Annotated in this window: 22 protein-coding genes and 1 riboswitch; of the genes, 18 read left to right on the top strand and 4 right to left on the bottom strand. The window is 66.3% G+C overall.

Going from position 1 to position 25,166, the window contains the following annotated elements; all coding sequences use genetic code 11:
• Nucleotides 1-22 precede the first annotated feature (22 nt).
• The 3 genes from IAE56_RS01525 (at nt 23) to IAE56_RS01515 (ending at nt 5,010) form a co-directional block, all read left to right on the top strand.
• Nucleotides 23-3,469, top strand: a complete 3,447-nt coding sequence (locus IAE56_RS01525) for a PAS domain-containing hybrid sensor histidine kinase/response regulator (protein WP_200751195.1) — start codon at nt 23-25, stop codon at nt 3,467-3,469.
• A 164-nt stretch (nt 3,470-3,633) separates the two neighbouring features.
• Nucleotides 3,634-3,802: riboswitch (yybP-ykoY riboswitch) on the top strand.
• Nucleotides 3,803-3,812: 10 nt separating this feature from the next.
• Complete coding sequence (locus IAE56_RS01520) at nt 3,813-4,388, top strand: manganese efflux pump MntP family protein (RefSeq protein ID WP_200751194.1); 576 nt, start codon at nt 3,813-3,815, stop codon at nt 4,386-4,388.
• A 166-nt stretch (nt 4,389-4,554) separates the two neighbouring features.
• Nucleotides 4,555-5,010 (top strand): transposase, encoded by a 456-nt coding sequence (locus tag IAE56_RS01515; protein ID WP_164074355.1) that lies wholly within the window; start codon nt 4,555-4,557, stop codon nt 5,008-5,010.
• A 55-nt stretch (nt 5,011-5,065) separates the two neighbouring features.
• Here the strand turns inward: IAE56_RS01515 and IAE56_RS01510 are convergent, their stop codons facing one another.
• Together IAE56_RS01510 and acs are read right to left on the bottom strand one after the other, a co-directional pair.
• Nucleotides 5,066-5,731, bottom strand: coding sequence for a response regulator transcription factor (locus IAE56_RS01510; protein WP_006477308.1), 666 nt, complete (start codon nt 5,729-5,731; stop codon nt 5,066-5,068).
• Between the two features lie 153 nt (nt 5,732-5,884).
• Nucleotides 5,885-7,828, bottom strand: a complete 1,944-nt coding sequence (gene acs / locus IAE56_RS01505) for an acetate--CoA ligase (RefSeq protein WP_200751193.1) — start codon at nt 7,826-7,828, stop codon at nt 5,885-5,887.
• A 244-nt stretch (nt 7,829-8,072) separates the two neighbouring features.
• Here acs and IAE56_RS01500 point away from each other — a divergent pair, with 244 nt between their 5' ends.
• On the top strand, nt 8,073-9,500 hold the full coding sequence (locus IAE56_RS01500; RefSeq protein WP_200751192.1) for a DcaP family trimeric outer membrane transporter: 1,428 nt from the start codon (nt 8,073-8,075) through the stop codon (nt 9,498-9,500).
• A gap of 95 nt (nt 9,501-9,595) precedes the next feature.
• Entirely contained in the window at nt 9,596-11,251 is a 1,656-nt protein-coding gene (locus IAE56_RS01495; protein ID WP_108770498.1) for an MFS transporter, read from the top strand.
• Nucleotides 11,252-11,679: 428 nt separating this feature from the next.
• On the opposite strand, the gene IAE56_RS01490 is transcribed toward IAE56_RS01495, so the two are convergent.
• On the bottom strand, nt 11,680-12,063 hold the full coding sequence (locus tag IAE56_RS01490) for a hypothetical protein (RefSeq protein WP_200751191.1): 384 nt from the start codon (nt 12,061-12,063) through the stop codon (nt 11,680-11,682).
• 1,008 nt (nt 12,064-13,071) lie between these two features.
• On the opposite strand from IAE56_RS01490, the gene IAE56_RS01485 reads away from it, so the two are divergent.
• The 4 genes from IAE56_RS01485 (at nt 13,072) to xth (ending at nt 16,692) form a co-directional block, all read left to right on the top strand.
• Nucleotides 13,072-13,689 (top strand): hypothetical protein, encoded by a 618-nt coding sequence (locus IAE56_RS01485; protein WP_200751190.1) that lies wholly within the window; start codon nt 13,072-13,074, stop codon nt 13,687-13,689.
• A 54-nt stretch (nt 13,690-13,743) separates the two neighbouring features.
• Complete coding sequence (locus tag IAE56_RS01480) at nt 13,744-14,283, top strand: DUF3304 domain-containing protein (RefSeq protein ID WP_234455815.1); 540 nt, start codon at nt 13,744-13,746, stop codon at nt 14,281-14,283.
• 127 nt (nt 14,284-14,410) lie between these two features.
• Nucleotides 14,411-15,820 carry a coniferyl aldehyde dehydrogenase gene (locus IAE56_RS01475; protein ID WP_200751189.1) on the top strand — a complete coding sequence of 470 codons (1,410 nt, stop codon included), beginning with the start codon at nt 14,411-14,413 and terminating at the stop codon, nt 15,818-15,820.
• Nucleotides 15,821-15,924: 104 nt separating this feature from the next.
• Nucleotides 15,925-16,692 carry an exodeoxyribonuclease III gene (gene xth, locus IAE56_RS01470; RefSeq protein WP_200751188.1) on the top strand — a complete coding sequence of 256 codons (768 nt, stop codon included), beginning with the start codon at nt 15,925-15,927 and terminating at the stop codon, nt 16,690-16,692.
• Nucleotides 16,693-16,771: 79 nt separating this feature from the next.
• On the opposite strand, the gene IAE56_RS01465 is transcribed toward xth, so the two are convergent.
• Nucleotides 16,772-17,023: a GlsB/YeaQ/YmgE family stress response membrane protein gene (locus tag IAE56_RS01465; protein ID WP_108766857.1), complete on the bottom strand. Its 252-nt coding sequence runs from the start codon at nt 17,021-17,023 to the stop codon at nt 16,772-16,774.
• Nucleotides 17,024-17,113: 90 nt separating this feature from the next.
• Here IAE56_RS01465 and IAE56_RS01460 point away from each other — a divergent pair, with 90 nt between their 5' ends.
• The 9 genes from IAE56_RS01460 (at nt 17,114) to IAE56_RS01420 (ending at nt 25,155) form a co-directional block, all read left to right on the top strand.
• Nucleotides 17,114-17,713, top strand: a complete 600-nt coding sequence (locus IAE56_RS01460) for a 4'-phosphopantetheinyl transferase superfamily protein (RefSeq protein ID WP_108766856.1) — start codon at nt 17,114-17,116, stop codon at nt 17,711-17,713.
• A 39-nt stretch (nt 17,714-17,752) separates the two neighbouring features.
• Nucleotides 17,753-18,391, top strand: a complete 639-nt coding sequence (gene rsmG, locus IAE56_RS01455) for a 16S rRNA (guanine(527)-N(7))-methyltransferase RsmG (RefSeq protein ID WP_108770494.1) — start codon at nt 17,753-17,755, stop codon at nt 18,389-18,391.
• A gap of 112 nt (nt 18,392-18,503) precedes the next feature.
• Nucleotides 18,504-19,301: a ParA family protein gene (locus IAE56_RS01450; RefSeq protein ID WP_200751187.1), complete on the top strand. Its 798-nt coding sequence runs from the start codon at nt 18,504-18,506 to the stop codon at nt 19,299-19,301.
• Nucleotides 19,301-20,221: a ParB/RepB/Spo0J family partition protein gene (locus IAE56_RS01445; protein WP_079224318.1), complete on the top strand. Its 921-nt coding sequence runs from the start codon at nt 19,301-19,303 to the stop codon at nt 20,219-20,221. Before IAE56_RS01450 ends, IAE56_RS01445 begins: the two co-directional genes overlap by 1 nt.
• An 85-nt stretch (nt 20,222-20,306) precedes the next feature.
• Nucleotides 20,307-21,032, top strand: coding sequence for a suppressor of fused domain protein (locus IAE56_RS01440; protein WP_200751186.1), 726 nt, complete (start codon nt 20,307-20,309; stop codon nt 21,030-21,032).
• 45 nt (nt 21,033-21,077) lie between these two features.
• Nucleotides 21,078-22,043: an NAD-dependent epimerase/dehydratase family protein gene (locus IAE56_RS01435; protein ID WP_200751185.1), complete on the top strand. Its 966-nt coding sequence runs from the start codon at nt 21,078-21,080 to the stop codon at nt 22,041-22,043.
• Nucleotides 22,044-22,133: 90 nt separating this feature from the next.
• Nucleotides 22,134-22,856, top strand: coding sequence for a glycosyltransferase family 2 protein (locus IAE56_RS01430; RefSeq protein ID WP_108770490.1), 723 nt, complete (start codon nt 22,134-22,136; stop codon nt 22,854-22,856).
• Complete coding sequence (locus IAE56_RS01425) at nt 22,856-23,197, top strand: lipid-A-disaccharide synthase N-terminal domain-containing protein (RefSeq protein WP_108760679.1); 342 nt, start codon at nt 22,856-22,858, stop codon at nt 23,195-23,197. Before IAE56_RS01430 ends, IAE56_RS01425 begins: the two co-directional genes overlap by 1 nt.
• A gap of 188 nt (nt 23,198-23,385) precedes the next feature.
• Entirely contained in the window at nt 23,386-25,155 is a 1,770-nt protein-coding gene (locus IAE56_RS01420) for a DUF885 family protein (RefSeq protein WP_200751184.1), read from the top strand.
• The last annotated feature ends 11 nt before the right edge of the window (nt 25,156-25,166 follow it).

Genomic DNA, 25,166 nt, shown 5'->3' with positions numbered 1-25,166 from the left:
CTGTCCTGACGGAAACGCGCGCGTGGTCTCCAGCTGGATCCTGCTGCTGGTCTCGGTTGCCTATGCCGCGCTGCTGTTCGGCGTGGCGTGGTGGGGCGACCGTCGGCCGATGTACCCCGACCGGCCGTGGCTGCGGCCGGTCGTCTACAGCCTGGCGCTGGCCGTGTACTGCTCGTCGTGGACCTTCTACGGCGCGGTAGGCACCGCGGTCCGCCACGGCGTGGGCTACCTGCCGATCTACATCGGCCCGCTGCTGATGCTGCTGTTCGGCTGGCGCATCATCGAGCGCCTGGCGCTGGTGGCGCGCAGCCAGAACGTGGTGTCCATCGCCGATTTCATCTCCTCGCGCTTCGGCCGCTCGCGGCGGCTGGCCGCGCTGGTGGCGATCATCGCCCTGATCGGCATCGTTCCGTACCTGGCGCTGCAGTACAAAGCGGTGGCGATGAGCCTGCAGGTGCTGACCGGCAACACCGGCCCCACCGGCTTCTTCACCGACCCGGCGCTGTACGTGGCGCTGCTGATGGCGCTGTTCGCGACCCTGTTCGGTACCCGCCAGGTCGATGCCACCGAGCACCACCACGGCATGATGCTGGCCATCGCCTTCGAATCGGTCATCAAGCTGCTGGCGATGCTGGCGGTGGGCGTGTTCGCCTACCTGTGGCTGAGCAACCGCACCGATGCGGTGGTGCAGTCGGTGCATACGCTGTTCACCGGCCTGCCGCCGGTGGGCTTCATCTCGCAGACGCTGCTCAGTTTCCTCGCCATCATCTGCCTGCCGCGGCAGTTCCACGTGGCCGTGGTCGAGTGTGGCGACGTGCGCGACGTGCGCCGCGCGCGCTGGATGTTCGGTGGCTACCTGGTGCTGATCTCGGCGATGGTGCTGCCGATCGCCACCGCCGGCGTCACCCTGTTCGGCACCGGCGGGACCGTGGCCGATGATGCGATGGTGCTGGCCCTGCCGCTCGCCGAAGGGCGCAACGCGCTGGCCTTGATCGCCTACGTCGGCGGCTTCTCGGCGGCCACCGGCATGGTCATCGTGGCCTCCATCGCGCTGGCCACCATGGTCAGCAACGACCTGGTGATGCCGGTGCTGCTGCGCCGCAGTGGCGACCACCAGGAAGCGGCCGACATGGCCTCGCGCGTGCTGTGGATCCGCCGCATGGCGATCCTGCTGCTGGCGCTGATGGCCTATAGCTACTACCGCAGCAGCAGCAACGACAGCAGCCTGGCCTCGTACGGTCTGATGGCCTTCGCTGCGGTGGCGCAGTTCGCGCCCGGCCTGATCGGCGGCCTGTACTGGCGCGGCGCCAGCCGTCGCGGCGTCGAGGCCGGCATGGTGCTGGGCTTTGCCACGTGGATATACACGCTGCTGCTGCCGGCGATGACCATGGCTGGCTGGGTGGATGCGACCTGGGTGCGGCACGGGCCGTTCGGCGTGGAGTGGCTGCGCCCGCAGCAGCTGTTCGGCATGACCGGCTGGGACCCGCTGACCCATGGCACGTTCTGGTCGCTGCTGGTCAACGTGGCCACGATGATGCTGGTGTCCGCGCGCTGGCGCCCGGGCGTTGACGAACGCCTGCGCGCCGCGCCCTTCCTCGATCCCTATGCCGAACGGCCCTCGGTGGCGGGCGGCTGGCCCGGTCATGTGCACGTGGGCGACTTGCTGGCACTGGCCTCGCGCGTGGTCGGCGAGCGCCACGCACGGCGTTCGTTCTTCGAACAGGCGCAGTCGCTGGGGCGCGAGCTGCAGGCGTCGGCGCCGGCCGACCGGCCGTGGGTGCAGTTCACCGAGCGCCTGCTGGCCGCCTCGATCGGCGCCGCGTCGGCGCGCCTGCTGCTGACCAGCCTGCTGCGTGGCTCGGGCATGGACCTCGGCGAAGTGGTGGCGGTGCTGGACGAAGCGGGGCAGGAGCTGCGCTTCAACCGCGAGATCCTCTCCACCACGCTGGAAAACATCAGCGCGGGTGTCAGCGTGGTCGACCCGGACATGCGCCTGACCGCCTGGAACCGCCGTTACCAGGACATGTTCGGTTACCCCGACGGCATGCTGTACGTGGGCCGCCCCGTCGCCGACCTGATCCGCTACAACGCCGAACGCGGCGAGCTCGGCGAGGGTGATATCGAAGTGCAGATCAACCGCCGCATCGGTTACATGCGCGCCGGTTCACCGCACGTGTTCGAGCGTACGCGCAGCGACGGCAAGGTGATCGAGATGCGCGGCCAAGCCCTGCCCGGCGGCGGTTACGTGACCAGCTACAACGACATCACCGACTACAAGCACGCGGAAAAAGCGCTGCTGGAAGCCAACGAAACGCTGGAACAGCGCGTGGCCGAACGCTCGCACGAAGCCGAGGTCGCGCAGCAGTCGAAGACCCGCTTCCTCGCAGCGATCAGCCATGACGTGCTGCAGCCGCTGAACGCCGCGCGCCTGTTCGCCTCGGCATTGCGTGACAGCGACCATGTGAGCGACGAACAGAAGCACCTGGCCGAACGCGTGGATGCCTCGCTGCGTGCGGCCGAGGAACTTCTGGATGGTCTGCTGGACGTCTCGCGGCTGGATGCCGGTGGGCTGCATCCGGTGATCGGCGAGTTCGACGTGAGCGCGCTGATGCGCGAACTGGCCGCGCAGTACACGCCGGTGGCGGCGGGGCGCGGCCTGCGCCTGGACCTGTTCGCGCGTACCACCTGGGTACGCAGCGACCGCCGCCTGCTGCGCCGCGTGCTGCAGAACTTCCTCGCCAATGCGCTGCGCTACACCCGTCAGGGCCGCATCGTGCTGGCCGTGCGCCAGCGTGGCGATGAAGTGGAACTGCAGGTGTGGGATACCGGCCCGGGCATCCCCGAGCACCACATGCGGCAGATCTTCGACGAATTCCATCGCTACCAGCAGCCCTTCGACTGGGGCGAGCAGGGGCTGGGCCTGGGCCTGTCGATCTGCCAGCGCATCTCGCGCCTGCTCGACCACCGCCTCAATGCGCGCAGCCGGGTCGGCAGCGGTTCGATGTTCTCGATCATCCTGCCGCGCGTGGCGCCGTTGCCGGGCTACAGCGAGCCGCTGCTGCCTGCCCAGGCCGCCGCACCGCCGGTGCGCAGCGATTCGCTGGCCGGGATGCGCGTGCTGTGCGTGGACAACGACGAGGAGATCCTCGACGGCATGCGTGCGCTGCTGGGCCGCTGGCAGGTGCAGGTGATCACCGCATCGACCGTGGACCAGGCGCTGGAAAAGGTGGCCGAGCAGCCGCAGGTGATGCTGGTGGACTACCACCTGCACGACCGCATGGACGGCCTGGACGCGCTGGTGGCACTGCGCGAAGCGGCCGGCTACCCGTTGCCGGGCGCGCTGCTGACCGCCGACGGCCGCGATGAACTGAAGCGCATGGCCCGCGAACGCGGTTACCGCGTGCTGACCAAGCCGATCAAGCCGGCCTCGCTGCGCGCCTTCCTGGGCGCGCTGCGCGACGCGAGGTAACGCGGGGCCACGAAGCTCCTTGTAGAGCCGAGCCCATGCTCGGCTGGATCACGCCGAGCACCTGCGATTTTCGCGGCAATATAGCCTTCGCTATACAAACCAGCCCTGCCTGCGCGTTTGCCTGGAAACGCGCCATGCGCGGATCGCGATGCTAAGCTTCGCGTCCCCTTGGGGAGTAGCCGGATTCCTACGCAGGAATCGTCCACGTCAACATACTCGGCCAGTGCGCCGTGGCGTGGACAACCATGATGGTTGGCGAGACCAGCGGCCCGCGCGCGCAACGTCAGGTTGGGCGCGAGCGCGAGCCGTGCGTCCGTCCTTGCCCGACCTTCAGCAGCCGCCAATGTCTCCTGTTTCGATCCTCCTGATCGGCTTTGCCATGTCCACCGATGCCTTCGCTGCCGCGATCGGCAAGGGTGCGGCCATGCGCAAGCCGGTATTCCGCGATGCACTGCGCGCCGGCATCATCTTCGGCGTCATCGAGGCGATCACGCCCATCATCGGCTGGCTGCTTGGCCGCGCCGCCCTGCAGTACGTGGAAGCCTTCGACCACTGGATCGCCTTCGGCCTGCTGGTCGCGCTGGGCGTGCACATGATCATCAACGGCGTACGCCCGGACAGCGGCGAACAGGATGAAGATCCCTCGCAGCACCACGGCTTCTGGAAGCTGGCACTGACCGGTTTCGCCACCAGCATCGATGCCATGGCCGTAGGCATCGGCCTGGCCTTCATGGACGTGCATATCGGCGTGATGGCTGCGGTCATCGGCCTGTGCACGCTGACCATGGTCACCGCCGGCATCATGCTGGGCCGCGTGCTGGGCGGCATGGTCGGCAAGCGCGCCGAGATCATCGGCGGCGTGATCCTGGTGATCATCGGTTCGACGATCCTGTACGAACACCTGCACGGCGTGGCGTAACGGGCGGAACTGTAGAGCCGAGCCTGTGCTCGGCTCATGCGCGCAGCGCGGTTCTCAGGCGAAACGCAGCCGAGCATGGGCTCGGCTCTACAACGGGGAGATGGCCTACATGTCTCGCCGTGGTGCACTGATGGAGAGCCTGTCGGTCGCAGCATAGTCTTCGGGCATGTCCAGCCCCGCACTCCGTATTGGCCGCTGGTCGCAGACCGGCAACGTCTACGCGATCACCACGGTGACACACGCGCGTCGACGCTGGTTTGACGATGAAGCCAACGTCGGCCTTCTGATCGAGGCGCTCCGTACGGTGGAACGGACGGGACGGACGTGTTCCCTGGCCTGGGTGATCATGCCGGATCATCTTCACTGGCTGATCGAGCTGCGCCGCGGAACGCTCGCCGGGTGCATGCAGATCCTCAAGTCCCGCAGCGGACGTTCCATCGCCAGGCGCGTTGATGCCGATGCACCGATCTGGCAACCGGGGTATTACGATCACGGCCTGCGCAGCGATGAGTGCCTGCGCACGCAGGCGATGTACATTGCGGCCAATCCGGTTCGTGCCGGGCTGGCTACGCATCTTGGCGAGTATCCCTACGCCTGGAGCAGATGGCCCTTGCAGGATTAGCGCGGTCTTCGGCGAACAGCAGCCGAGCATGGGCTCGGCTCTACAAACGGGAGTGTCAGTCTTCTTCCGGCGGCAGCACGATGGCGTCGTCGTCGATCGCCAGCTTGCCGGCCATCAGCACGGCCTGGGTGCGGTTGGTCACGCCCAGCTTGCGCAGGATGGCGGTGACGTGGGCCTTGATCGTGGCCTCGGAGACGTTGAGGTCGTAGGCGATCTGCTTGTTCAAGCGGCCGGCGCCGAGCATCTGCAGCACGCGGAACTGCTGCGGGGTCAGTTCGCGCAGGCGCTGGCCGACTTCGCGTTCCTCGCTGCCGGTGGGCGGCACGTTGTGCGCCTCCGGCGGTGCCCAGGTCTCGCCATCGAGGATGGTGCCCAGCGCGTGGCCGATCGTGTCCGAGTCGGCCGACTTCGGAATGAAACCCAGTGCGCCGTGATCGAGCGCGCGGCGCATCACCGTCGCTTCTTCGCGCGCGGACACCACCACCACCGGCAGGTGCGGGTGCAGCGAGCGCATGTGCACCAGCGCGTTGAACCCCTGCGCGCCGGGCATGTTGAGGTCCATCAGGACCAGGTCGGCGTCGTTGTGCTGGTCGGCCAGCGCGTACAGCGCTTCGACGCTGTCGGCCTCGAACAGCTGCACGCCCGGGATGACCCGCTGCACGGCCCCTCGCAGGGCTTCGCGGAACAACGGGTGGTCATCGGCAATCAGGAGGGTGGTCATGGTCGGGGGGAACCGTGGGGGAAAACAGTGCGGGGTCAGATCCCTTTCCGTCAGGAAAGGGATCTGACCCCTTGGTGGCCGGAGTTCACTGGGGTCAGAGCCCTTTCCTGGTGGAAAGGGATCCGACCCCGAAGCCCCGGCCCGGATGGTCCATCAGCGTACCTTGCGCTCGTCCACCAGCGACGCCACGACCGACGGATCGGCCAGGGTCGAGGTGTCGCCAAGCTGGTCCGGCGCGTTCTCGGCGATCTTGCGCAGGATGCGGCGCATGATCTTGCCCGAACGGGTCTTGGGCAGGCCAGGTGCCCACTGCAGGTGGTCCGGCGTGGCGATGGGGCCGATTTCCTTGCGCACCCACGCCACCAGTTCCTTGTGCAGCTCGTCGCTGGGCGCCTCGTCGGCCACCAGGGTCACGTACGCGTAGATGCCCTGGCCCTTGACGTCGTGCGGGAAGCCGACGACCGCAGCCTCGGCCACCTTCGGGTGCGACACCAGCGCGCTCTCCACTTCGGCGGTGCCGATGCGGTGGCCGGATACGTTGATCACATCGTCCACGCGGCCGGTGATCCAGTAGTAGCCATCCTCATCGCGACGGCAACCGTCGCCGGTGAAGTAGCTGCCCGGGTAGGTGCGGAAATAGGTATCGATGAAGCGCTGGTGGTCGCCGTACACCGTGCGCATCTGGCCCGGCCAGGAATCACGGATGATCAGGTTGCCTTCGGTCGGGCCGTCCTGCACTTCGCCATCGGCATTGACCAGCGCCGGCTGCACGCCGAAGAAGGGCAGGGTGGCCGAACCCGGCTTGAGATCCATCGCGCCGGCCAGCGGCGAAATCAGGATGCCGCCGGTCTCGGTCTGCCACCAGGTATCGACGATCGGGCAGCGGCTGTCGCCGACCACTTCGTAGTACCAGCGCCAGGCTTCCGGGTTGATCGGCTCGCCGACGCTGCCGAGCAGGCGCAGCGACGCGCGCGAGGTCTTCTTCACCGGCTCCTCGCCCTCGCGCATCAGTGCGCGGATGGCGGTCGGGGCGGTGTAGAAGATGGTGACCTTGTGCTTGTCGATCACGTTCCAGAAGCGCGAGGTGTCCGGGTAGTTCGGCACGCCTTCGAACATCAGCGAGGTCGCGCCGTTGGCCAGCGGGCCGTAGACGATGTAGCTGTGGCCGGTGACCCAGCCGACGTCGGCGGTGCACCAGTAGATGTCGTCCTCGCGCAGGTCGAACACCGCTTCATGGGTGTAGGCCGCGTACAGCAGGTAGCCGCCGGTGGTGTGCAGCACGCCCTTCGGCTTGCCGGTGGAACCGGAGGTGTAGAGGATGAACAGCGGGTCTTCGGCGTTCATGCGCTCGGGCTCGCAGGTCGACGGCTGGCTGTCCACTACGTCGTGGAACCAGCGGTCGCGCGGGGCCTGCATGTCGACCGCGCCGCCGGTGTGGCGCACCACCAGCACGGTTTCAACCGTGTTGGTGCCCGGCAGCTTCAGCGCGGCATCGACGTTGGCCTTCAACGGAATCTTTCGACCACCGCGCAGGCCTTCGTCGGCGGTGATGATCAGCTTGCTCTGGCAGTCGCTGACGCGGTCGGCGATCGAGTTCGGAGCGAAGCCGCCGAACACCACCGAGTGGATCGCACCGATGCGCGCGCAGGCCAGCATGGCCACGGCCGCGTCGACGATCATCGGCAGGTAGATGGTGACCCGGTCGCCCTTCTTGACGCCCAGGTTGCGCAGTGCATTGCCCAGACGGCAGGTGCGCTCGTACAGCTCGCGGTAGGTGATGTGCTGCGCCGGCGCGTCCGGGCTGTCCGGTTCGAACAGCAGGGCGGTCTTGTCGCCGCGCTTCTCGAGCTGGCGGTCCAGACAGTTCACGCTGGCGTTGAGCTCGCCGTCCTCGAACCACTTGATGTGGAAGTCGGCCAGGTCGTAGCTGACGTTCTTGATCTTCGTCGGCTTGCGCATCCAGTCCAGCCGTTCGGCGGCCCTGCCCCAGAACGCATCCGGGTCGGACACAGAAGCCTGGTACTGCTGCTCGTAAGACGTCTTGTCGATGCGTGCCTTGGCGGCGAACTGCGGATCGACGGGGTAGATATCAGCCATGGCACCCTCACTTGCACGTTGACTTTGTATGTGCGGTCGCAGCATCGCAACGACCCTCCGCCACCAGTTTGCCCCATCCACCCCCGGTCGCGTCACCACGGCGCTTAGACCATGGTCGAAAGTCGGCGCCCTGCAGGCCCGGGTTCGACCAATGGCGAATACCGCTATACATAAACGCCCCGCAGTCTCGGCTCGACCGTGCCCCACGCGCGGCATCACCTTGCCACTTGGGAGAGAGGGCAACATGAGCCACCGTACGTTGAAAGCCGTGCGCACACCCTTGGCGGCCTGCCTGCTGGTCGCCCTGGTCGCACCGGGCATGGCGTTCGCAGAGACCGCCAAAGAGAAAGCGCTTGAATCACGCGTTGCCGAACTGGAGCGCCAGGTCCAGGCGCTGCTGTCCTCGCAGCAGCAACAGCAGACCCAGATCGTGCAGACCCAGCAGGCCGTGACCGATGTCCGCGCCGTGCAGGCCGAGCAGAAGCCGGTCGCGCAGGTGCCGGCCGGCAAGCAGCCGATCCAGGTCACCACCATCACCCCGGGCGCCGCGCCGGGCACCACGGTCAAGATCGGCGGCTTCATCAAGGCCGATTTCATGGCCACCCAGACCAGCGATGGCCAGCTGGCCGACGATGCCACCGGCCGCGCGCTGTACCTGCCGGGCCAGACCCCGGTGGCCGGTGCCGGCGGCTCGGGCAAGCGCTCGGACGTGGACTACAACGCCCACGCCAAGTTCTCGCGCTTCAACATCGGCATCGACAACGTCAGCGAATCGGGCAACAAGGCCGGCGCGATGTTCGAGATGGACTTCTTCGGCAACTCGCTGGGCAACCAGACCGCCACCAACACCTATGGCGTGACCCTGCGCCACGCCTACATGTACTGGAACAACTGGCTGGCCGGCCAGACCTGGTCCAACTTCATGGATGCGGCGGCACTGCCGGAAGCGGTCGACTTCGTTGGCCCGACCGATGGTGTGGTGTTCGTGCGCCAGGCCCAGGTGCGCTACACCCAGGGCGGCTTCAGCGTCGCCCTGGAAAACCCGGAAACGACCACCCTCACCGGTACCCGCAATCCGGTCACCGGCGTGTGGACCAACGCCAGCGCCAACTCCGACCGCGGCAGCCTGCCCGACCTGACGATGCGTTATGGCTGGAAGGGCGACTGGGGCACCTTCGGCGTCGGCAGCATCGTCCGCCAGCTGAAGGTCGACAACCAGGCCACCGGCGCCAAGGCCGACAAGGTGGCCGGCGGCCTGACCCTGGGCGGCAAGTGGGTGATGGGCGGCAACGATTCGCTGCACTACCAGCTGACCGGTGGCGAGGGCATCGCCCGCTACATCGGCCTGGGCGTCACTGCGGATACCGCCTATGACATCGCCCGCGACGAACTGAACCCGACCGGTGTGCTGGCCGGCTACGTGGGCTGGCGCCATGCCTTCTCGCCGAAGCTGCGCACCAACCTGATCTACGCCCGCAGCGACTACGACAACGACGGCAGCCTGGGGCCGCTGGTCACCAAGAGCGTGCAAAGCATCCGCGGCAACATCTTCTACACGCCGATGCCCAAGGTCGATATCGGTGCCGAGTACATGTACGGCGTGCGTGAGATCGAAGATGGGCGCAAGGGCGATATCAACCGCGTGCAGTTCACCACGAAGTACAGCTTCTGAATGAGTGCCGACCAACGGTCGGCACCTGCCTAGATCGAGTGCCGACCAACGGTCGGCACCCACCAACAACGATTGCTTCGGAGGGGAAGCGTCCCATGTCAACAACACCTGCACCGGCGAAATCCGAACTCACCCAGGGACACAAGAAGGTCATCTTCGCGTCCAGCCTGGGTACCGTTTTCGAGTGGTATGACTTCTTCCTGTACGGCTCGCTTGCCGCGATCATCGCCAAGCAGTTCTTCAGTGGCGTCAACGAAACCACGGGCATGATCTTCGCCCTGCTGGCCTTCGCTGCCGGCTTCTTCGTGCGTCCGTTCGGTGCGGCCTTCTTCGGCAGCCTCGGCGACCGCATCGGCCGCAAGTACACCTTCCTGGTCACCATCCTCATCATGGGCATCTCGACCTTCCTGGTCGGCGTGCTGCCCAACTACGCCTCGATCGGTTTCGCCGCACCGGTGATCCTGATCGTGCTGCGCCTGGCCCAGGGCCTGGCGATGGGTGGTGAGTACGGTGGCGCGGCCACCTACGTGGCCGAACATGCCCCGGCAAACAAGCGCGGCCTGTACACCAGCTTCATCCAGTGCACCGCCACGCTCGGCCTGTTCATGTCGCTGCTGATCATCCTGGCCTGCCGCTACTTCCTGGGCAACGAAGCCTTCGAAGCCTGGGGCTGGCGCATTCCGTTCCTGGTCTCGATCGTGCTGCTGGGCATTTCGGTGTGGATCCGCCTGCAGCTGAGCGAATCGCCGCTGTTCCAGCAGATGAAGGCGGAAGGCAAGGGCTCCAAGACCCCGTTCCGTGACAGCCTGAAGGGCGGCAACCTGAAGCTGATGCTGCTGGTCCTGCTGGGTGCCGCAGCCGGCCAGGCCGTGGTCTGGTACGGCGGCCAGTTCTACGCGCTGTTCTTCCTGAGCAGCATGCTGAAGGTCGACGCCACCACCTCCTACCTGCTGATCGCCGCCGCGCTGGCGCTGGGCGTGCCGTTCTTCATCTTCTTCGGTTGGCTGTCCGACCGTATCGGCCGCAAGAAGATCATCCTGGCCGGCTGCCTGCTGGCTGCCGTCACCTACATCCCGATCTTCAAGGGCCTGACCCACTTCGCCAACCCGGCCATCGAAGAAGCGCGCAGCAACTCGCCGGCGCTGGTTGTGGCTGATCCGAGCACCTGCTCGTTCCAGTTCGATCCGGTCGGCCTGCGCAAGTTCACCAGCTCCTGCGACGTGGCGACCGCCGCGCTGACCAAGGCGGGCGTGCCGTATGACGTGCAGCCGGCCGCTGCCGGTTCGCTGGCCATGGTGAACGTGGGCAGCGCCAGCGTCACCTCGTACGAGGCCGCCGGCCTGACCAAGGAAGAAGGCAAGGCCAAGGCCGATGCCTTCGGTGCCGAACTGAAGGGTGCACTGACCACGGCGGGTTACCCGGCCAAGGCCGATGGCTCGCGCATCAACATCGCCGGCACGATCTTCATGCTGTGGCTGCTGGTGCTGTACGTGACCATGGTCTACGGCCCGATCGCCGCCTATCTGGTCGAACTGTTCCCGACCCGCATCCGCTACACCTCGATGTCGCTGCCGTACCACATCGGCAACGGCTGGTTCGGTGGCTTCCTGCCGGCGATCTCCTTCGCGCTGGTGGCCGGTACCGGCAACCTCTACTACGGCCTGTGGTACCCCATCATCATCGCGCTGATGTCGGTGGTGATCGGCGGCCTGTTCCTGCGTGAAACGAAGAACGTGGACATCACCAAGTAAGCATGATGTTCATGGGATGAAGGAGAGGCCGTGGTGAAGACCACGGCCTTTCTGTTTGGGGGAACAAGGGAGATTGAGCAAGGGGTAGAGTCGACCGTTGGTCGACTGCTCTTGGCGGTACATCTGAAACCCCGCGCTGCGCGCGATAGTCGACTGACAGTCGACTCTACCCGCCATACAGCGCCTCTCTCTGCAAAGGCGTGACCTCAAACGTCCCTGCATCGATCAGCTTCCTGTAGTGGTCCCTGTTGCCTGGCCCGGGTGGATCGCAGCGAAGCAGATTGTCGAGCGAGCCATCGGCTGCATCCGAGGGGCCCAGACGGCCTGATGCATAGTCCTCTGCGGTAGGGCGCCCCTCAGAAAGGATCAGGTCGGGAAGGGCTGGAGATACCCCAGGCGCCAGCGTCGTTGAACTGCCCCCCACAGAATTACCCGGTCTGACGCGCGAACAGGCAGCCGCTTCGTGTGTCGATGAAACCGCAGTACTGCCTTTCATGCAGAGAACCGCGCCCATCCGGCATGCCAACCTCTCCGGATTCCACATCAGAGACGAGCACATACCGGCCATCAGGAGACGTCGCCGGATTGGAGTCGTACTCGAACAGGGAGTAAGAGTGCTCGCTCAGTGCCATGCGGTGCACCAGCTTGCCTTGCATCATCACCGACACGTTCCGGTAGCGACTGTTCTGCTCACCGTCGTATCGGAGTGTGATGTTGCCGCCAGCATTTACCGATTTCCCGCCGTCAGCCTTCGCATCCTCTGTTGAAGCCAGTGTTGCGAGCACGGCTAAGATCAAGCTCAACAAGTTCATTCTCCAGGAAACCGTCATTTGCAGGCGCGAGCATGCGATGGGTATCAGGGGCTTGTGATCGCCATTTCGGGACACTCACCTTTCTCCGCCAGCCTTCGCCTCGAGAACTCCTTGAGGCAGAACAAGCGCTGTTCACTCTCATCGCCTGCCTGCCCGATGTCTCTACGCAACTGGTCGGCTCCCGGGCAGCGCGCAGCGCGAGCGACAACGAGGTTGCACACAGGAACAAACGGGAAGTGCCCGTCAGGGCGTGGAATTTTCAGCTTCTCGTCCCAGGCCTCGAACGGAAAGAGCACATGTAGCAACCCGTCTACCGCCTCGTCCTCGCTTGGTCGCGTGAGGGCGACATCCGGCGCATCCCTGAGCAGCGTCGTATAGGCGTCCAGGAAGCGACGGCCGTGCCGATCATGCTCTGCGGGTGTGCTCGCCTGCCGCAAGGCTGTGTAGTAAGGGAAGAGGCTGTCTATATCGGGCCCGCTGCAGGTAACGCCAGACGAAAGTGAGCTGTCATTGTCGGGAGTCTGTACACGGCAGGTCGTACGCTCGAGCCTCTCTGCAAACGCCTCGAGCACCCTGCCAACACTGGCACCGGGTGTAGCGTCGCCCTCGAGTTCGCCGACGACGGCGCCAGGGTATCGCCCACCAACGGGATGTGTTCGCGCTCGGTCATCAGGCCGGCTGCCGCGACATCAATGGACTGCTCGCTGGCATAGGAGGCTCCGGCCACGAGAAAAAATCCGATCAGAAATGCATGTGCGCTTCGCATCTACGCATGTTATTGGGGTGGGACACCACCTTCAGCGCGCTCACAGCCTGCGGCAATGAAACAAGTACGAATCTACATGTCAGCCCAATAATCGATCGTGCCGGTGCGAGGTGACGTATCCAGCCACACGGAGCACGGAGATTTTTAGCCAAACACGCCAACCTTTGACGCAAAAGGCCCGAATTCGCTCTGCTGGTCAGTGCGTCCCATAGCATGGGTTATTCATCGAATCGGATCGGGGCATGCGCAGGGTACTTCTGGCAGCGATCATCGCTGTCCCAGCGTCAGCTGCCGATGCAGGGACGCATGTAGCTGCCGACGGCGCGGCACCGCAGGGAAGCCTGCGAATCGAGGAAAGATCGCCCGTGATCAAACAAGTTTGCAAGACAGAGAAGGTCTGGCTGTCCTGGAACAGCGCTGTACCAAGCGCAACACTGGTGACCTGTGATTGCAGTTGCACATCGCATGACAACTCAGGATGGCTCGTCGAGGAACAGCCGGAATTCGATAGCTATCGGGTACATCGCGTCTCTCTCGGCAAGGTTTTCAGTCCCACGGAGTTCCGTCGGGCTGGTGCGCGGATTCAGGATATCGTCTCGTCGCATCCGTGGTGTTCATCCGCCAAGCCGAGCATGCCGACGAATGCCGTGTTTGTGACGTTGGTGAAGCAGCCCACGGAATCGGGCGATGAGCCTTATTGCTTTACCCCCCGCTTCTTCGTAGGTGACCCAAACGCCCCCCTGAGAAGAACTCCAGTATCGGGTGAACTGTTCTCCGATTTGCCCGAAGCAGAATCAGCAGTGATAGCGCGGGAGGTCCAGATGCTGCGTGACTGGAGGCGAGAGTTTGCGCCTGAGTAGGGGCTTGGTGTCCGCGGACAAGAAATGAGGGCGATACATTATGGAGTTTCAGTGATGATTGTTTTGAAGCGCGTAGTGCTGGCATCTCTTGCCGGCCTACCTCTGCTCTTGTCTGCCTACGATGTGGAGGCCAGTGCGATTTATGGCGTCAATCACACCCACTGGGCGATCAATCGTTTCAGTGTCGATGGTCGTTCAGCCGTTGACATCATTGGCCCATATCAAGGCGGCGGTGGAGGGTGCTGCTACGGCGCACCAGAACACTGGTATCCAGGCCTGACGGTACGGGTTGATTGGGAAACGGGTGCCGGCAGCGCAATAGATTTTCCTGGAACAGAAGATTGGTCCAAAGTTTTGGCTTGGAGAGAAAAAATCCTGGCGCAAAAGCGCAGGCACAGCAAAGTCGTCCCCGTACCGGATTACACCGATCAGAAAGTCTGCGGTATCACCGTTCATTTTCTGCCCTGTGATGAGATTCAGGTCACCACCTCCTGCTACGCCTACGGCAGCCCCGAGTACCCGATCAAGACTCCGTTGCAACTCCCAGAGCCGCAGTCATGCCCGGCAGAACGTACCGACCAGCAGAAGGCGTAGTGATGGCGGGGATTGCATCAAAGGGTGAACGCACGCGCGGCGGTGGGAAGACGAACGAATGAGACCCTGTCCCACGGCGTGAAGGTTGGCATGCGAGCCAGGCACGGCTCGCCCCTACAATCGGCCCATGACCACCACCGCCCCAACCGACCTCCCCGCCATCCTGCAGACCCTGCGCAGCGCCTGGCAGGCCCAGCGCCCTTCGCTCGACCAGCGCGACGCCGACCTGCGCCGCCTGCGCGAGGCGCTGCAGACGCGCATGGATGACATGGCCCAGGCCATCGCCGAGGACTTCGGCCACCGCGCCCACGTCGAATCGAAGCTGGCCGATGGAATGAGCGTGCTGTCCGCCATCGACCACCTGTGCCGGCACCTGCGGCGCTGGTCGAAGCCGCAGCGCGCATCGGCCGGCTGGAAGCTGTGGCCGGCGCGCGCGCAGCTGCGGCCGACGCCGCTGGGCGTGGTCGGGGTGATCTCGCCTTGGAACTACCCGGTCACCCTGGCGCTGGTGCCGCTGGTCACGGCCATCGCCGCGGGCAACCACGTGCTGTTGAAGCCTTCCGAACACACCCCGCGCACCAGCGCGTTCCTGGCCGATCTGCTGGCCGGCGTGTTCCCGCCCGATCGGGTGGCGGTGGTGCAGGGCGGGGCGGATGTGGCTGCGGCGGTGTCCTCGCTGCCGCTGGACCATCTGTTGTTCACCGGTTCGACGGCGGTGGGGCGCAAGGTGATGGCCGCCGCAGCCGAGCATCTGGTGCCGCTGACGCTGGAGCTGGGCGGCAAATCGCCGGCGATTGTCTGCCGCGATTTCCCGCTGGAAAAGGCCGCCGCGCGACTGGCCACCGGCAAGTGGTTCAACGCGGGCCAGACCTGCATCGCACCGGACTACGTGCTGATCGACACGGCGCGCCAGCGTGAGTTCGTGCAGGCGCTGCAGCAGCAGGTGCGCGAGCGCTATGGCGACTTCAGCGATGCCGGCGACTACACGCGCATCATCAACGAAGGCCAGTACCAGCGCCTGCAGGGTTTCCTGGCGCAGGCACGCGAGCGCGGCGTGCCGGTGATTCCGCTGGCGCAGGTGGACCCCGCGCGCGCCGACCGCGAGCGCCTGCTGGTGCCGACCGTGGTGCTGGACCCGCCGGATGATCTGGACCTGATGCGTGAGGAGATCTTCGGGCCGATCCTGCCGGTGCGGGCTTACCCGGATCTGGAGGCGGCGCTGGCCGATGTGCTGTCGCGCGACCGGCCGCTGGCGCTGTACCCCTTCAGCCATGACACGGCGACGGTGGAGCGCATCCTCGGCCAGGTGGTTGCCGGTGGGGTGACGGTCAACGACACGCTGCTGCACTTCGCCGCCGACGGCCTGCCGTTTGGCGGGGTGGGGGCGAGTGGCATGGGCGCGTACCACGGCCGGGCCGGGTTCGATGCCATGAGCAAGCGGCTGCCGGTGCTGTGGCAGTCGCGTTGGGCGGCCAGTGACCGGCTGCGGCCGCCGTATTCGAAGATTGCGGGGTTGTTGAGGCTGCTGGTTCGGTGAAGCCACGCATGGCGTGGCTCTACTGAAGGGATCTGCGCACGCGGGAGATTCACGCGCCAACCAAGGTTGGCGTCTACCAAAGCGGGGCCGGGTAGAATGGCCCCATGAAAATCGCCTCGTGGAACGTCAATTCGCTCAATGTCCGCCTGCCGCACCTGGAGCAGTGGCTCAAGGATTTCGGCCCGGACATCGTCGGTATCCAGGAAACCAAGCTGGAGGACCACAAGTTCCCCGATTCGGCGCTGATCGCCGCCGGCTACCGCAGCGTGTTCGCCGGCCAGAAGACCTACAACGGCGTGGCGCTGCTGTCGCGTGAGCCGGCGCAGGACGTGCAGATCGGCATCCCCGGCTTCGAGGACGAGCAGAAGCGCGTCATCGCCGGTACCTTCGGCGACCTGCGGGTGATCAACCTGTACGTGGTCAACGGCCAGGACGTCGGCACCGACAAGTACGAGTACAAGCTGCGCTGGCTGGAAGCGGTGCACGCCTGGATCGCGCAGGAACTGCAGCGCCATCCGAAGCTGATCGTGATGGGCGACTTCAACATCGCCCCGGACGTGCGCGACGTGCCCGACCCCGAGGTCTGGAACGAGAACCACATCCTGACCTCCACCGCCGAGCGCGGTGCGCTGCAGAAGCTGCTGCAGCTGGGCCTGCATGATGCGTTCCGCCTGCACAACGACGAGGCTGGCGTGTTCAGCTGGTGGGATTACCGCGCTGCCGGTTTCCGCCGCAACCTAGGCCTGCGCATCGACCTGACCCTGGTCTCCGATGCGCTGAAGGCCAGCGCGGTGGCCTCGGGCATCGACCGCGAGCCGCGCACCTGGGAACGCCCCAGCGACCATGCGCCGGCGTGGGTGGAGATCGGTTGAAGCGGTAGCGCCGGGCCATGCCCGGCGAGCGCAGCGGCGGCAGGGAAACGCCGGGCATGGCCCGGCGCTACCGTTCAGATCACCGTATGCTCTTGCGGGTGAACAGGTTGACGATGGCCAGCAGGATCACCGCGCCGATCAGCGAGAACAGGAACGTGCGCAGGGTGATGGCATCGTTGATGCCGCCGCCGAACAGGAAGCCGGCAATCAGCGCGCCGACGATGCCCACCACGACGTTGAGGATGATGCCCTGCTGGGCGTCGCGACGCATGATGATGCTGGCCAGCCAGCCCACGATGCCGCCAACGATCAGCCAGATGATGATGCCCATGAACGTGACCTCTGGAAGGGGAAGGGACGGGGACCAGTTGACCCGCAGCGCCGTGAAACCGTCGTGCAATCCCGTGACGGGCGCGTGCGGATGAGCCTGCCAGCCACCCTCGACGGCCCCTGGCGCTTCGGCCCGGTGACGGTCTGGCGCTGCCCGCATGTGCCCGGCCAGCGCGGTGAGCCGCAGGCCCGGCAGGTGCTGGCGCAGGCGCTGGGCGGCGAACCCGATGCCCTGCCGCTGGTGCGCGACGACAAGGGCCGGCCGGAGCTGGCCGGCGCGCTGGCCCACTACGGCACCGGCTGGAGCCACAGCGGCGAGGTGCTGCTGGTGGCGCTGGGCGAGGGCGTGCGGCTGGGCGTGGATCTGGAACTGCTGCGCCCGCGCCCGCGGCTGCTGGAAATCATCCAGCGCTTCTTCCACCCCGATGAAGTGGCGTGGCTGCAAGGGCTGGCCGCCGACGAGCGCGAACACTGGTTTTTCCGCGTGTGGTGCGCCAAGGAAGCGCTGCTCAAGGCGCACGGCCAGGGCATCTCCTTCGGCCTGCACCGCCTGCAGCTGGCGCCCGGCGCCGATGGTGCCCTGCACCTGCGCTGGTGCGACGCCGAACTGGGCCAGGCCGAGCGCTGGCACCTGCACGAATGGCAGGCCAGTGGCCAGTTCCGCGCGGCATTGGCCTGGTATCCGCATTGAAGCGGCGAACCGGCGGGCAAAACCGGCGATAATGACGGCATGAGCGAACACGATCTTCCCGCCGGCGTGGTCTCCACGCTGGAACAGGGCCTGGCCAGCATGGGCCTGGCGGCCGCATTGGCGCCGCCGCTGCTGCGCTACCTGGCGCTGCTGCACCGCTGGAACGGCACCTACAACCTCACCGCCATCCGCGATCCGCAGGAAATGGTCACCCGCCACCTGCTCGATTCGCTGGCGATGCAGCCGTTCGTGGCCGATGGCAGCCTGGCCGATCTCGGTACCGGCCCCGGGCTGCCGGGCATCCCGCTGGCCATCGCCTGCCCGGGCCTGCAGGTCACCCTGGTGGAGAGCAACGGCAAGAAGGCGCGCTTCATGCGCGAAGCCGTGCGCCAGCTGGGCCTGACCAATGCACGCGTGGCCGAATCGCGCGCCGAGGCGCTGGACGAGGCCGGCCGCTACGACCAGCTGACCGCGCGCGCGATGGACACCCTGGCCGGCATCGTCCGCGTCGGTGGCCACCTGCTGCGCCCCGGTGGCGTGCTGCTGGCCATGAAGGGCGTCTACCCGCATGACGAGATCGCGGCCCTGCCGGCAGGCTGGCAGGTGCGCGAGGTGACCCCGCTGAGCGTGCCCGGCCTGGCCGGCGAACGCCATCTGGTCACTGTTACAGGCCCCTGAACCCCGCCGCCAGCCCTTTGCGAAACAACGGGTTGGCGATCCATGATTTCCGCACGGGGCCGGTTGTACGCATAATGACCGGTCCCAGCACACGTCGACGAGGCACACCCGCATGGCCCGCATCATCGCCATCGCCAACCAGAAGGGTGGCGTCGGCAAGACCACGACCGCCGTCAACCTGGCCGCTTCCCTGGCCAACGCACCCAAGCGCGTGCTGTTGGTCGACCTGGATTCACAGGGCAACGCGACCATGGGCAGTGGCGTGGACAAGCGCGAGCTGGTCTCCTCCACCTACGATCTTCTGCTGGGCGAAGCCAAGGCAGCCGACGTGCGCGTGGCCACCGCCGAGGGCTACGACCTGCTGCCGGGCAACATCGACCTGACCGCGGCCGAGATCCAGCTGATGGCGCAGGAAGAGCGCGAGCAGCGCCTGAAGCGCGCGCTGGCGCCGATCCGCGACGAGTACGACTACATCCTGATCGACTGCCCGCCGGCGCTGTCGCTGCTGACGCTCAACGCGCTGGCCGCCGCCGATTCGGTGCTGGTGCCCATGCAGTGCGAGTACTACGCACTGGAAGGCCTGAGCGCGCTGGTGGAAACCATCGAAGCGCTGCGCACCAACCTCAACCCGGTGCTGGAGATCGAGGGCGTGCTGCGCACCATGTTCGACGTGCGCAACAACCTCGCCAACGCGGTGTCGGCCGAACTGACCGAGCACTTCGGTGACCGCGTGTTCCGCACCATCGTGCCGCGCAACGTGCGCCTGGCCGAGGCCCCCAGCCACGGCCAGAGCATCGTCGGCTACGACCGTGCCTCGCGCGGTGGCGTGGCCTACCTGGGCCTGGCCGGCGAGATCATCCGCCGCAACAACGATCGCAACAAGGCCGCCAAGGCCGTGGAGACCGCCTGATGACCAGCAAGCCTGCAGCCAAGAAGCGAGGCCTCGGCCGCGGACTGGACGCCCTGCTGGGCCCCAAGGGCGCAGCCAGCCAGGTGCAGGCCACCACTGCGGTCATCGAGCCCCTGCCGGGTGAAGTGCTGCGCAAGCTGGCCGTGGGCCAGCTGCAGCCGGGCAAGTACCAGCCGCGCCGCGAGATGGACGAAGGCAAGCTCTCCGAGCTGGCCGATTCGATCAAGTCGCAGGGCGTGATCCAGCCGATCCTGGTGCGCCAGCTGCCGGCGGGCAACTACGAAATCGTCGCCGGTGAGCGCCGCTGGCGTGCATCGCAGCTGGCCGGGCTGGACGAAGTGCCGGTGGTGGTGCGCGAGCTGGAAGACCGCACCGTCATCGCGATGGCGCTGATCGAGAACATCCAGCGCGAAGACCTCAATCCGCTGGAAGAAGCCGAAGCGCTGCAGCGCCTCATCAGCGAGTTCACTCTGACCCACGCCGAGGCCGCCGAGGCCGTCGGCCGCTCGCGCGCGGCGGTGTCCAACCTGCTGCGCCTGCTGGAGCTGCCGGTGGCCATCCGCCTGCTGCTGGAAACCCGCCGCCTGGAAATGGGTCACGCCCGCGCGCTGCTGACCCTGGCCCCGGAACTGGCCGGCAAGCTGGCGCAGGAAGCGGCCGATGAAGGCTGGTCGGTGCGCGAAGTCGAGCGCCGTGCGCAGGCCTTCGCCGCCGGCAAGGTGCCGAGCAACCGCCCGGTGGCCACGCCGAAGGTGCAGCAGGCCGACATCGCCTCGCTGGAAACCGAGCTGTCCGAATCGCTGGGCACCAAGGTGGCCATCAACCACGGCCGCGGCGGCAAGGGCAAGCTGATCATCCATTACACCGATCTGGACACGCTGGACGGCGTGCTGGAAAAGCTGCGCACCCGCCAGGGTTGAGCGCGGCAGCGCTGCAGCAGCGCTCGGCAGGGAAACGCACACGCCGCGGGACGGCTTCGTGCCGCGGCTCATCCAGGGAGCAGGAATGAGCATGGACATCGACGACGTCAGCCCGGGCGGCAGCCCGATCCTGGTGCACAGCCGGGAAAAGGACTTCACTCCGGCCCAGGGTGAATCGCACATCGAGGCCATCAGCGCGCACATCGAGCGCCACCTGGGGCCGATCTCGGGCGTACTCCACGAAATCATCTCCGACCTCGTGCATATCGACGTGCACGTGGTGCCGGCCAGCGAGCCGTTTCCGTACCTGCGCCTGGTGACCTCGGGCATGAGCGACCTGCCGATGACCCTGCCCGAAGGTGCGCCCGGCTCGGCATACATGGAGCTGATGGTGACCCTGCCGGCCGACTGGCCGATCAGCGGTGATGCCTTCGAAGACGAGCGGAACTACTGGCCGGTGCGGTTGCTGAAGACGCTGGCACGGCTACCGCACGAGTACGACACCTGGCTCGGCTTCGGCCACACCATTCCCAACGGCCACCCGGCCGAGCCCTACGCCCCGGGCGTGGGTTTCGATGGCGCCATCGTGCTGCCGCCGGTCACCGCCCCCGAGGGCTTCGGCACGCTGCAGCTGGACGACGCCCGGACCATCGAGTTCATGTCCATCGTTGCCCTGTATCCGGAGGAGATGGACCTGAAGCTGAAGAAGGACGCCGAGGCCCTGCTGGATCGCTTCGATGCGAAGAAGATCCAGGACGTGATCGTGCCGGGTCGGGTGAATGTGGCGCGGAAACGTTTCGGTTTCTTCTGAGACCGGTAACATCTGGGGTCTGAACTTCGTATCCAGGCCCCGGCCATGACCATCCTGCTCACCGGCGCTGCCGGCTTCATCGGTGCCTACACCGCCCGCGCGCTGCTGGAGGCCGGCCAGGCCGTGGTCGGCCTGGACAACTTCAACGACTACTACGACCCGCAGATCAAGCGCGATCGCGTGGCTGCGCTGTGCCCGGGCCTGGACCTGCGCACCCTGGACCTGACCGACCAGCAGGGCCTGGCTGCGCTGTTCGATGAGGTGCAGCCCACCGCGGTGATCCACCTGGCCGCGCAGGCCGGCGTGCGTTACTCGCTGGAAAACCCGCACGCCTACGTCGACAGCAACCTGACCGGCTTCGTCAACATGCTCGAGCTGTGCCGCCACCGTGGCGTGCAGCACCTGGTGTATGCCTCCAGCAGCTCGGTGTATGGCGATTCGGCCACGCCTCCGTTCTCCGAGGACCAGCGCGTGGACCAGCCGCGTTCGCTGTATGCGGCCACCAAGGCCGCCAACGAGCTGATGGCCTACACCTATGCGCAGCTGTACGGCCTGCATGCCACCGGCCTGCGCTTCTTCACCGTGTACGGCCCGTGGGGCCGGCCGGATATGGCGCCGCTGCTGTTCTCGCGCGCGGTGCTGGCCGGACGTCCGATCGACGTGTTCAACGAAGGGCGCATGCAGCGCGATTTCACACATGTTTCCGACATCGTATCGGGCATCCTCGGCGCCCTCGCGAACCCCAGCACCGACGTGGTGCCGCACCGGGTGTTCAACCTCGGCAACCATACGCCGGTCGAGCTGGAGCGCTTCATCAGCGTGATCGAGCAGGCCGCCGGCCGCCCCGCGCAGAAGGTCTACAAGCCGATGCAGCCAGGCGACATGGTGCGCACGATGGCCGACACCCGGCGCGCCCATGACGCCTTCGGCTTTGATGCGGTCACCCCGATCGAGCAGGGCCTGCCGCCGGTCGTGCAGTGGTGTCGCGAGTATTTTGGCGATCGTGCCTGAGGAGTGACCCTCACGCAGCCGGATTCATCTTCGGATAACCTCGGCTTCGGAGAATGCGCGGTCTTTGTATCCCTGCTGGCCGAGTGACCCATGAGCCACCCCGAGCTTTCCGTTGTCGTCCCGGTGTTCAACGAGCGCGACAATGTCGCGCCCCTGGTCGGTGAGATCGTCGCCGCGCTGCGCGGCCACCTGCCGTTCGAGATCGTCTACGTGGACGACAACTCGCGCGATGACAGCCTGGCCGTGCTGCAGGGCCTGAAGGCCAGCACCCCGGAACTGCGCGTGCTGCACCATGTCAGCCAGAGCGGGCAGAGCACCGCCGTCCGCACCGGCGTGCGAAATGCGCGCGCGCCGTGGATCGCCACCCTCGATGGCGACGGCCAGAACGACCCAGCCGATATTCCGAAACTACTGGCTGCGCGGCAGAGCGCTGATGCGCAGGTGAAGCTGTTCGCCGGCTGGCGCGTCAACCGCCAGGACAGTGGCAGCAAGCGCTGGGCCAGCAAGTGGGCCAACGCGATCCGCGCGCGCATGCTGCGCGACGATACCCCCGATACCGGCTGCGGCATCAAGCTGTTCGAGCGCGAGGCCTTCCTCGATCTGCCGTACTTCGACCACATGCACCGCTACCTGCCCGCGCTGATGCAGCGCGCCGGCTGGAAGACCACCAGCGTGCCGGTCAACCACCGCCACCGTACCGCCGGCGTGTCCAAGTACAACAACCTGGGCCGCGCCCTGGTCGGCATCCGCGACCTGCGCGGCGTGGCGTGGCTGATCACCCGCAGCAAGCGCACTGCGGTGGAGGAGCGTTGATGGAGCTGCACTGGCTCGACCAGCCGCTGACCTGGTTGTACTGGACCGGCCTGCACGTCACCGGCTGGAAGCTGATCGGCTACACCGGCGCACTGATGTTCGGCGGCCGCTGGCTGGTGCAGTTCGTGGCGTCCAAGCGTGCCGGCAAGCCGGTCATCCCGCGCCTGTTCTGGTACATGAGCGTGGTCGGCAGCCTGATGACCCTGAGCTACTTCCTGTTCTCGGCCAAGCAGGACTCGGTGGGCGTGCTGCAGAACCTGTTCCCGGCGTTCACCGCCCTGTACAGCCTGCACCTGGACATCCAGCACCGCGGCTGGAAGCGGGACAAGGCCAGCCACTGAGGGCCAGGGGTCGGATCCCTTTCCGCAGGAAAGGGCTCTGACCCCGGCCGGATCCCGGCGCATCCACGCATGGCGTGGATCTACCGTATGTTCGTTGGTAGCGCCGGGCGCAGGCAGGACCTTCGTCCCATGCCTCGGGCCCTGCACGGTGCGATCATCGGGATCTGCCTTCCCGGGAACCTGTGCTCGTGAAAACCCGCCTTGCCGTAGCTCTGTTGATTGCCCTGTCCGCTCCTGCGGTCGCCCTGGCTGCGCCGCCGGCCGCCGCTCCGGCCAGCATGGCCGCCGAATCGGCCGCCGATGCCGCCTTCCGTGCGCTGTACGAGAAGGAGTGGAAGTGGCGCCAGGATGGCGGTGGCGAAGCCAGCGAGGACGAGGATGCGCCGGCCAACGCGACCCGCATGCCTGATGTCGGCCCGGCCGCGCAGCAGGCCCGCCTGAAGGTCTGGGACGAAACCCTGGCCGACCTGAAGAAGATCGACGTCAAGGCCCTGTCGGCCGACAACCAGGTCAACTACGCGATCTACCGCGATCAGGTCTTCAACCTGGCCGAAGCCACGCGCCTGCGCACCTACGAGATGCCGTTCAATTCGGACTCCTCGTTCTGGTCCAACCTGGCCTTCATGGCCCGGCGCGAGATGAAGACCGCGCAGGACTACCGCAACTACATCGCCCGCCTGAACGACGTGCCGCGCTACTTCGGCCAGCAGACCGACAACATGCGCGCCGGCCTCAAGCGTGGTTTCAGCGTGCCGCGCGCGGTGCTGGACGGCCGCGAGGTCTCCATCGCCACCGTCGCCGAGCTGAAGGACCCGACGACCTCGCCGCTGTACGCGCCGTTCAAGAAGCTGCCCGCCAGCATCCCGGCCGCCCAACAGGCCGCCCTGCGCGAACAGGCCGCGGCGGCCATCAGCGGCAAGGTGGTGCCGGCCTTCCAGCAGCTGCGCACCTTCTTCGTCAGCGAATACGTGCCGCAGGCGCGCACCACCCTGGCCGCCGAGGCCATGCCCGGTGGCAAGGCCTTCTACAAGCAGCAGATCCACGAATACACCACGCTGGACCTGTCGCCCGATGAGATCCACCGCATCGGCCTGGGTGAGGTGGCGCGCATCCAGAAGGAGATGAACGACATCATCCAGCAGGTGCAGTTCAAGGGCAGCTTCGCAGAGTTCCTGACCTTCCTGCGCACCGATCCGCAGTTCTACGCCAAGACCCCCGAAGAGCTGCTGTCGCGCGCGGCATGGATCTCCAAGCGCGCCGATGGCCAGCTCGGCCGGTTCATGACGCTGCCGCGTGCGCGCTTCACCATCGTGCCGGTGCCGCCGGACATCGCCCCGTTCTGGACCGCCGGTCGCGGTGGCATGGGCACCTACTGGGTCAACACCTACGACCTGCCGTCGCGCCCGCTGTACAACCTGCCGGCGCTGACCCTGCATGAGTCCGACCCTGGCCATGCGCTGCAGGGCGCGATCGCCTCCGAGCAGAAGGACCTGCCCGAATTCCGCCGCAACGCCTACATCTCCGCCTATGGCGAAGGCTGGGCGCTGTACTGCGAGAAGCTGGGCGTGGAAATGGGCATCTACGAAACCCCGTACGAGGATTTCGGCCGCCTGACCTATGAAATGTGGCGTGCCGCGCGCCTGGTCATCGACACCGGCGTGCACAGCAAGGGCTGGACCCGCGAGCAGGCCCTGGCCTACCTGCGCGACAACACCGCGCTGAGCGAGCATGAAGTGACCACCGAAGTGGATCGCTACATCTCCTGGCCGGGCCAGGCGCTGAGCTACAAGCTGGGCGAGATCGCCATCGTGCGCCTGCGCGCGCAGGCCGAGAAGGAACTGGGCGACAAGTTCGACATCAAGGGCTTCCACGACGTGATCCTGAAGCAGGGTTCGGTGCCGCTGCCGGTGCTGGAACAGCAGATCCAGGCGTACATCGCCGAGCGCAAGAAGGCCTGACCCTGGGCCCG

The sequence above is a fragment of the Stenotrophomonas sp. S41 genome, assembly GCF_016624625.1.
Classification (GTDB): Bacteria; Pseudomonadota; Gammaproteobacteria; order Xanthomonadales; family Xanthomonadaceae; genus Stenotrophomonas.
Note: the sequence above shows the minus strand (reverse complement) of the source record. Positions and strands in the feature narration are given on the sequence as shown.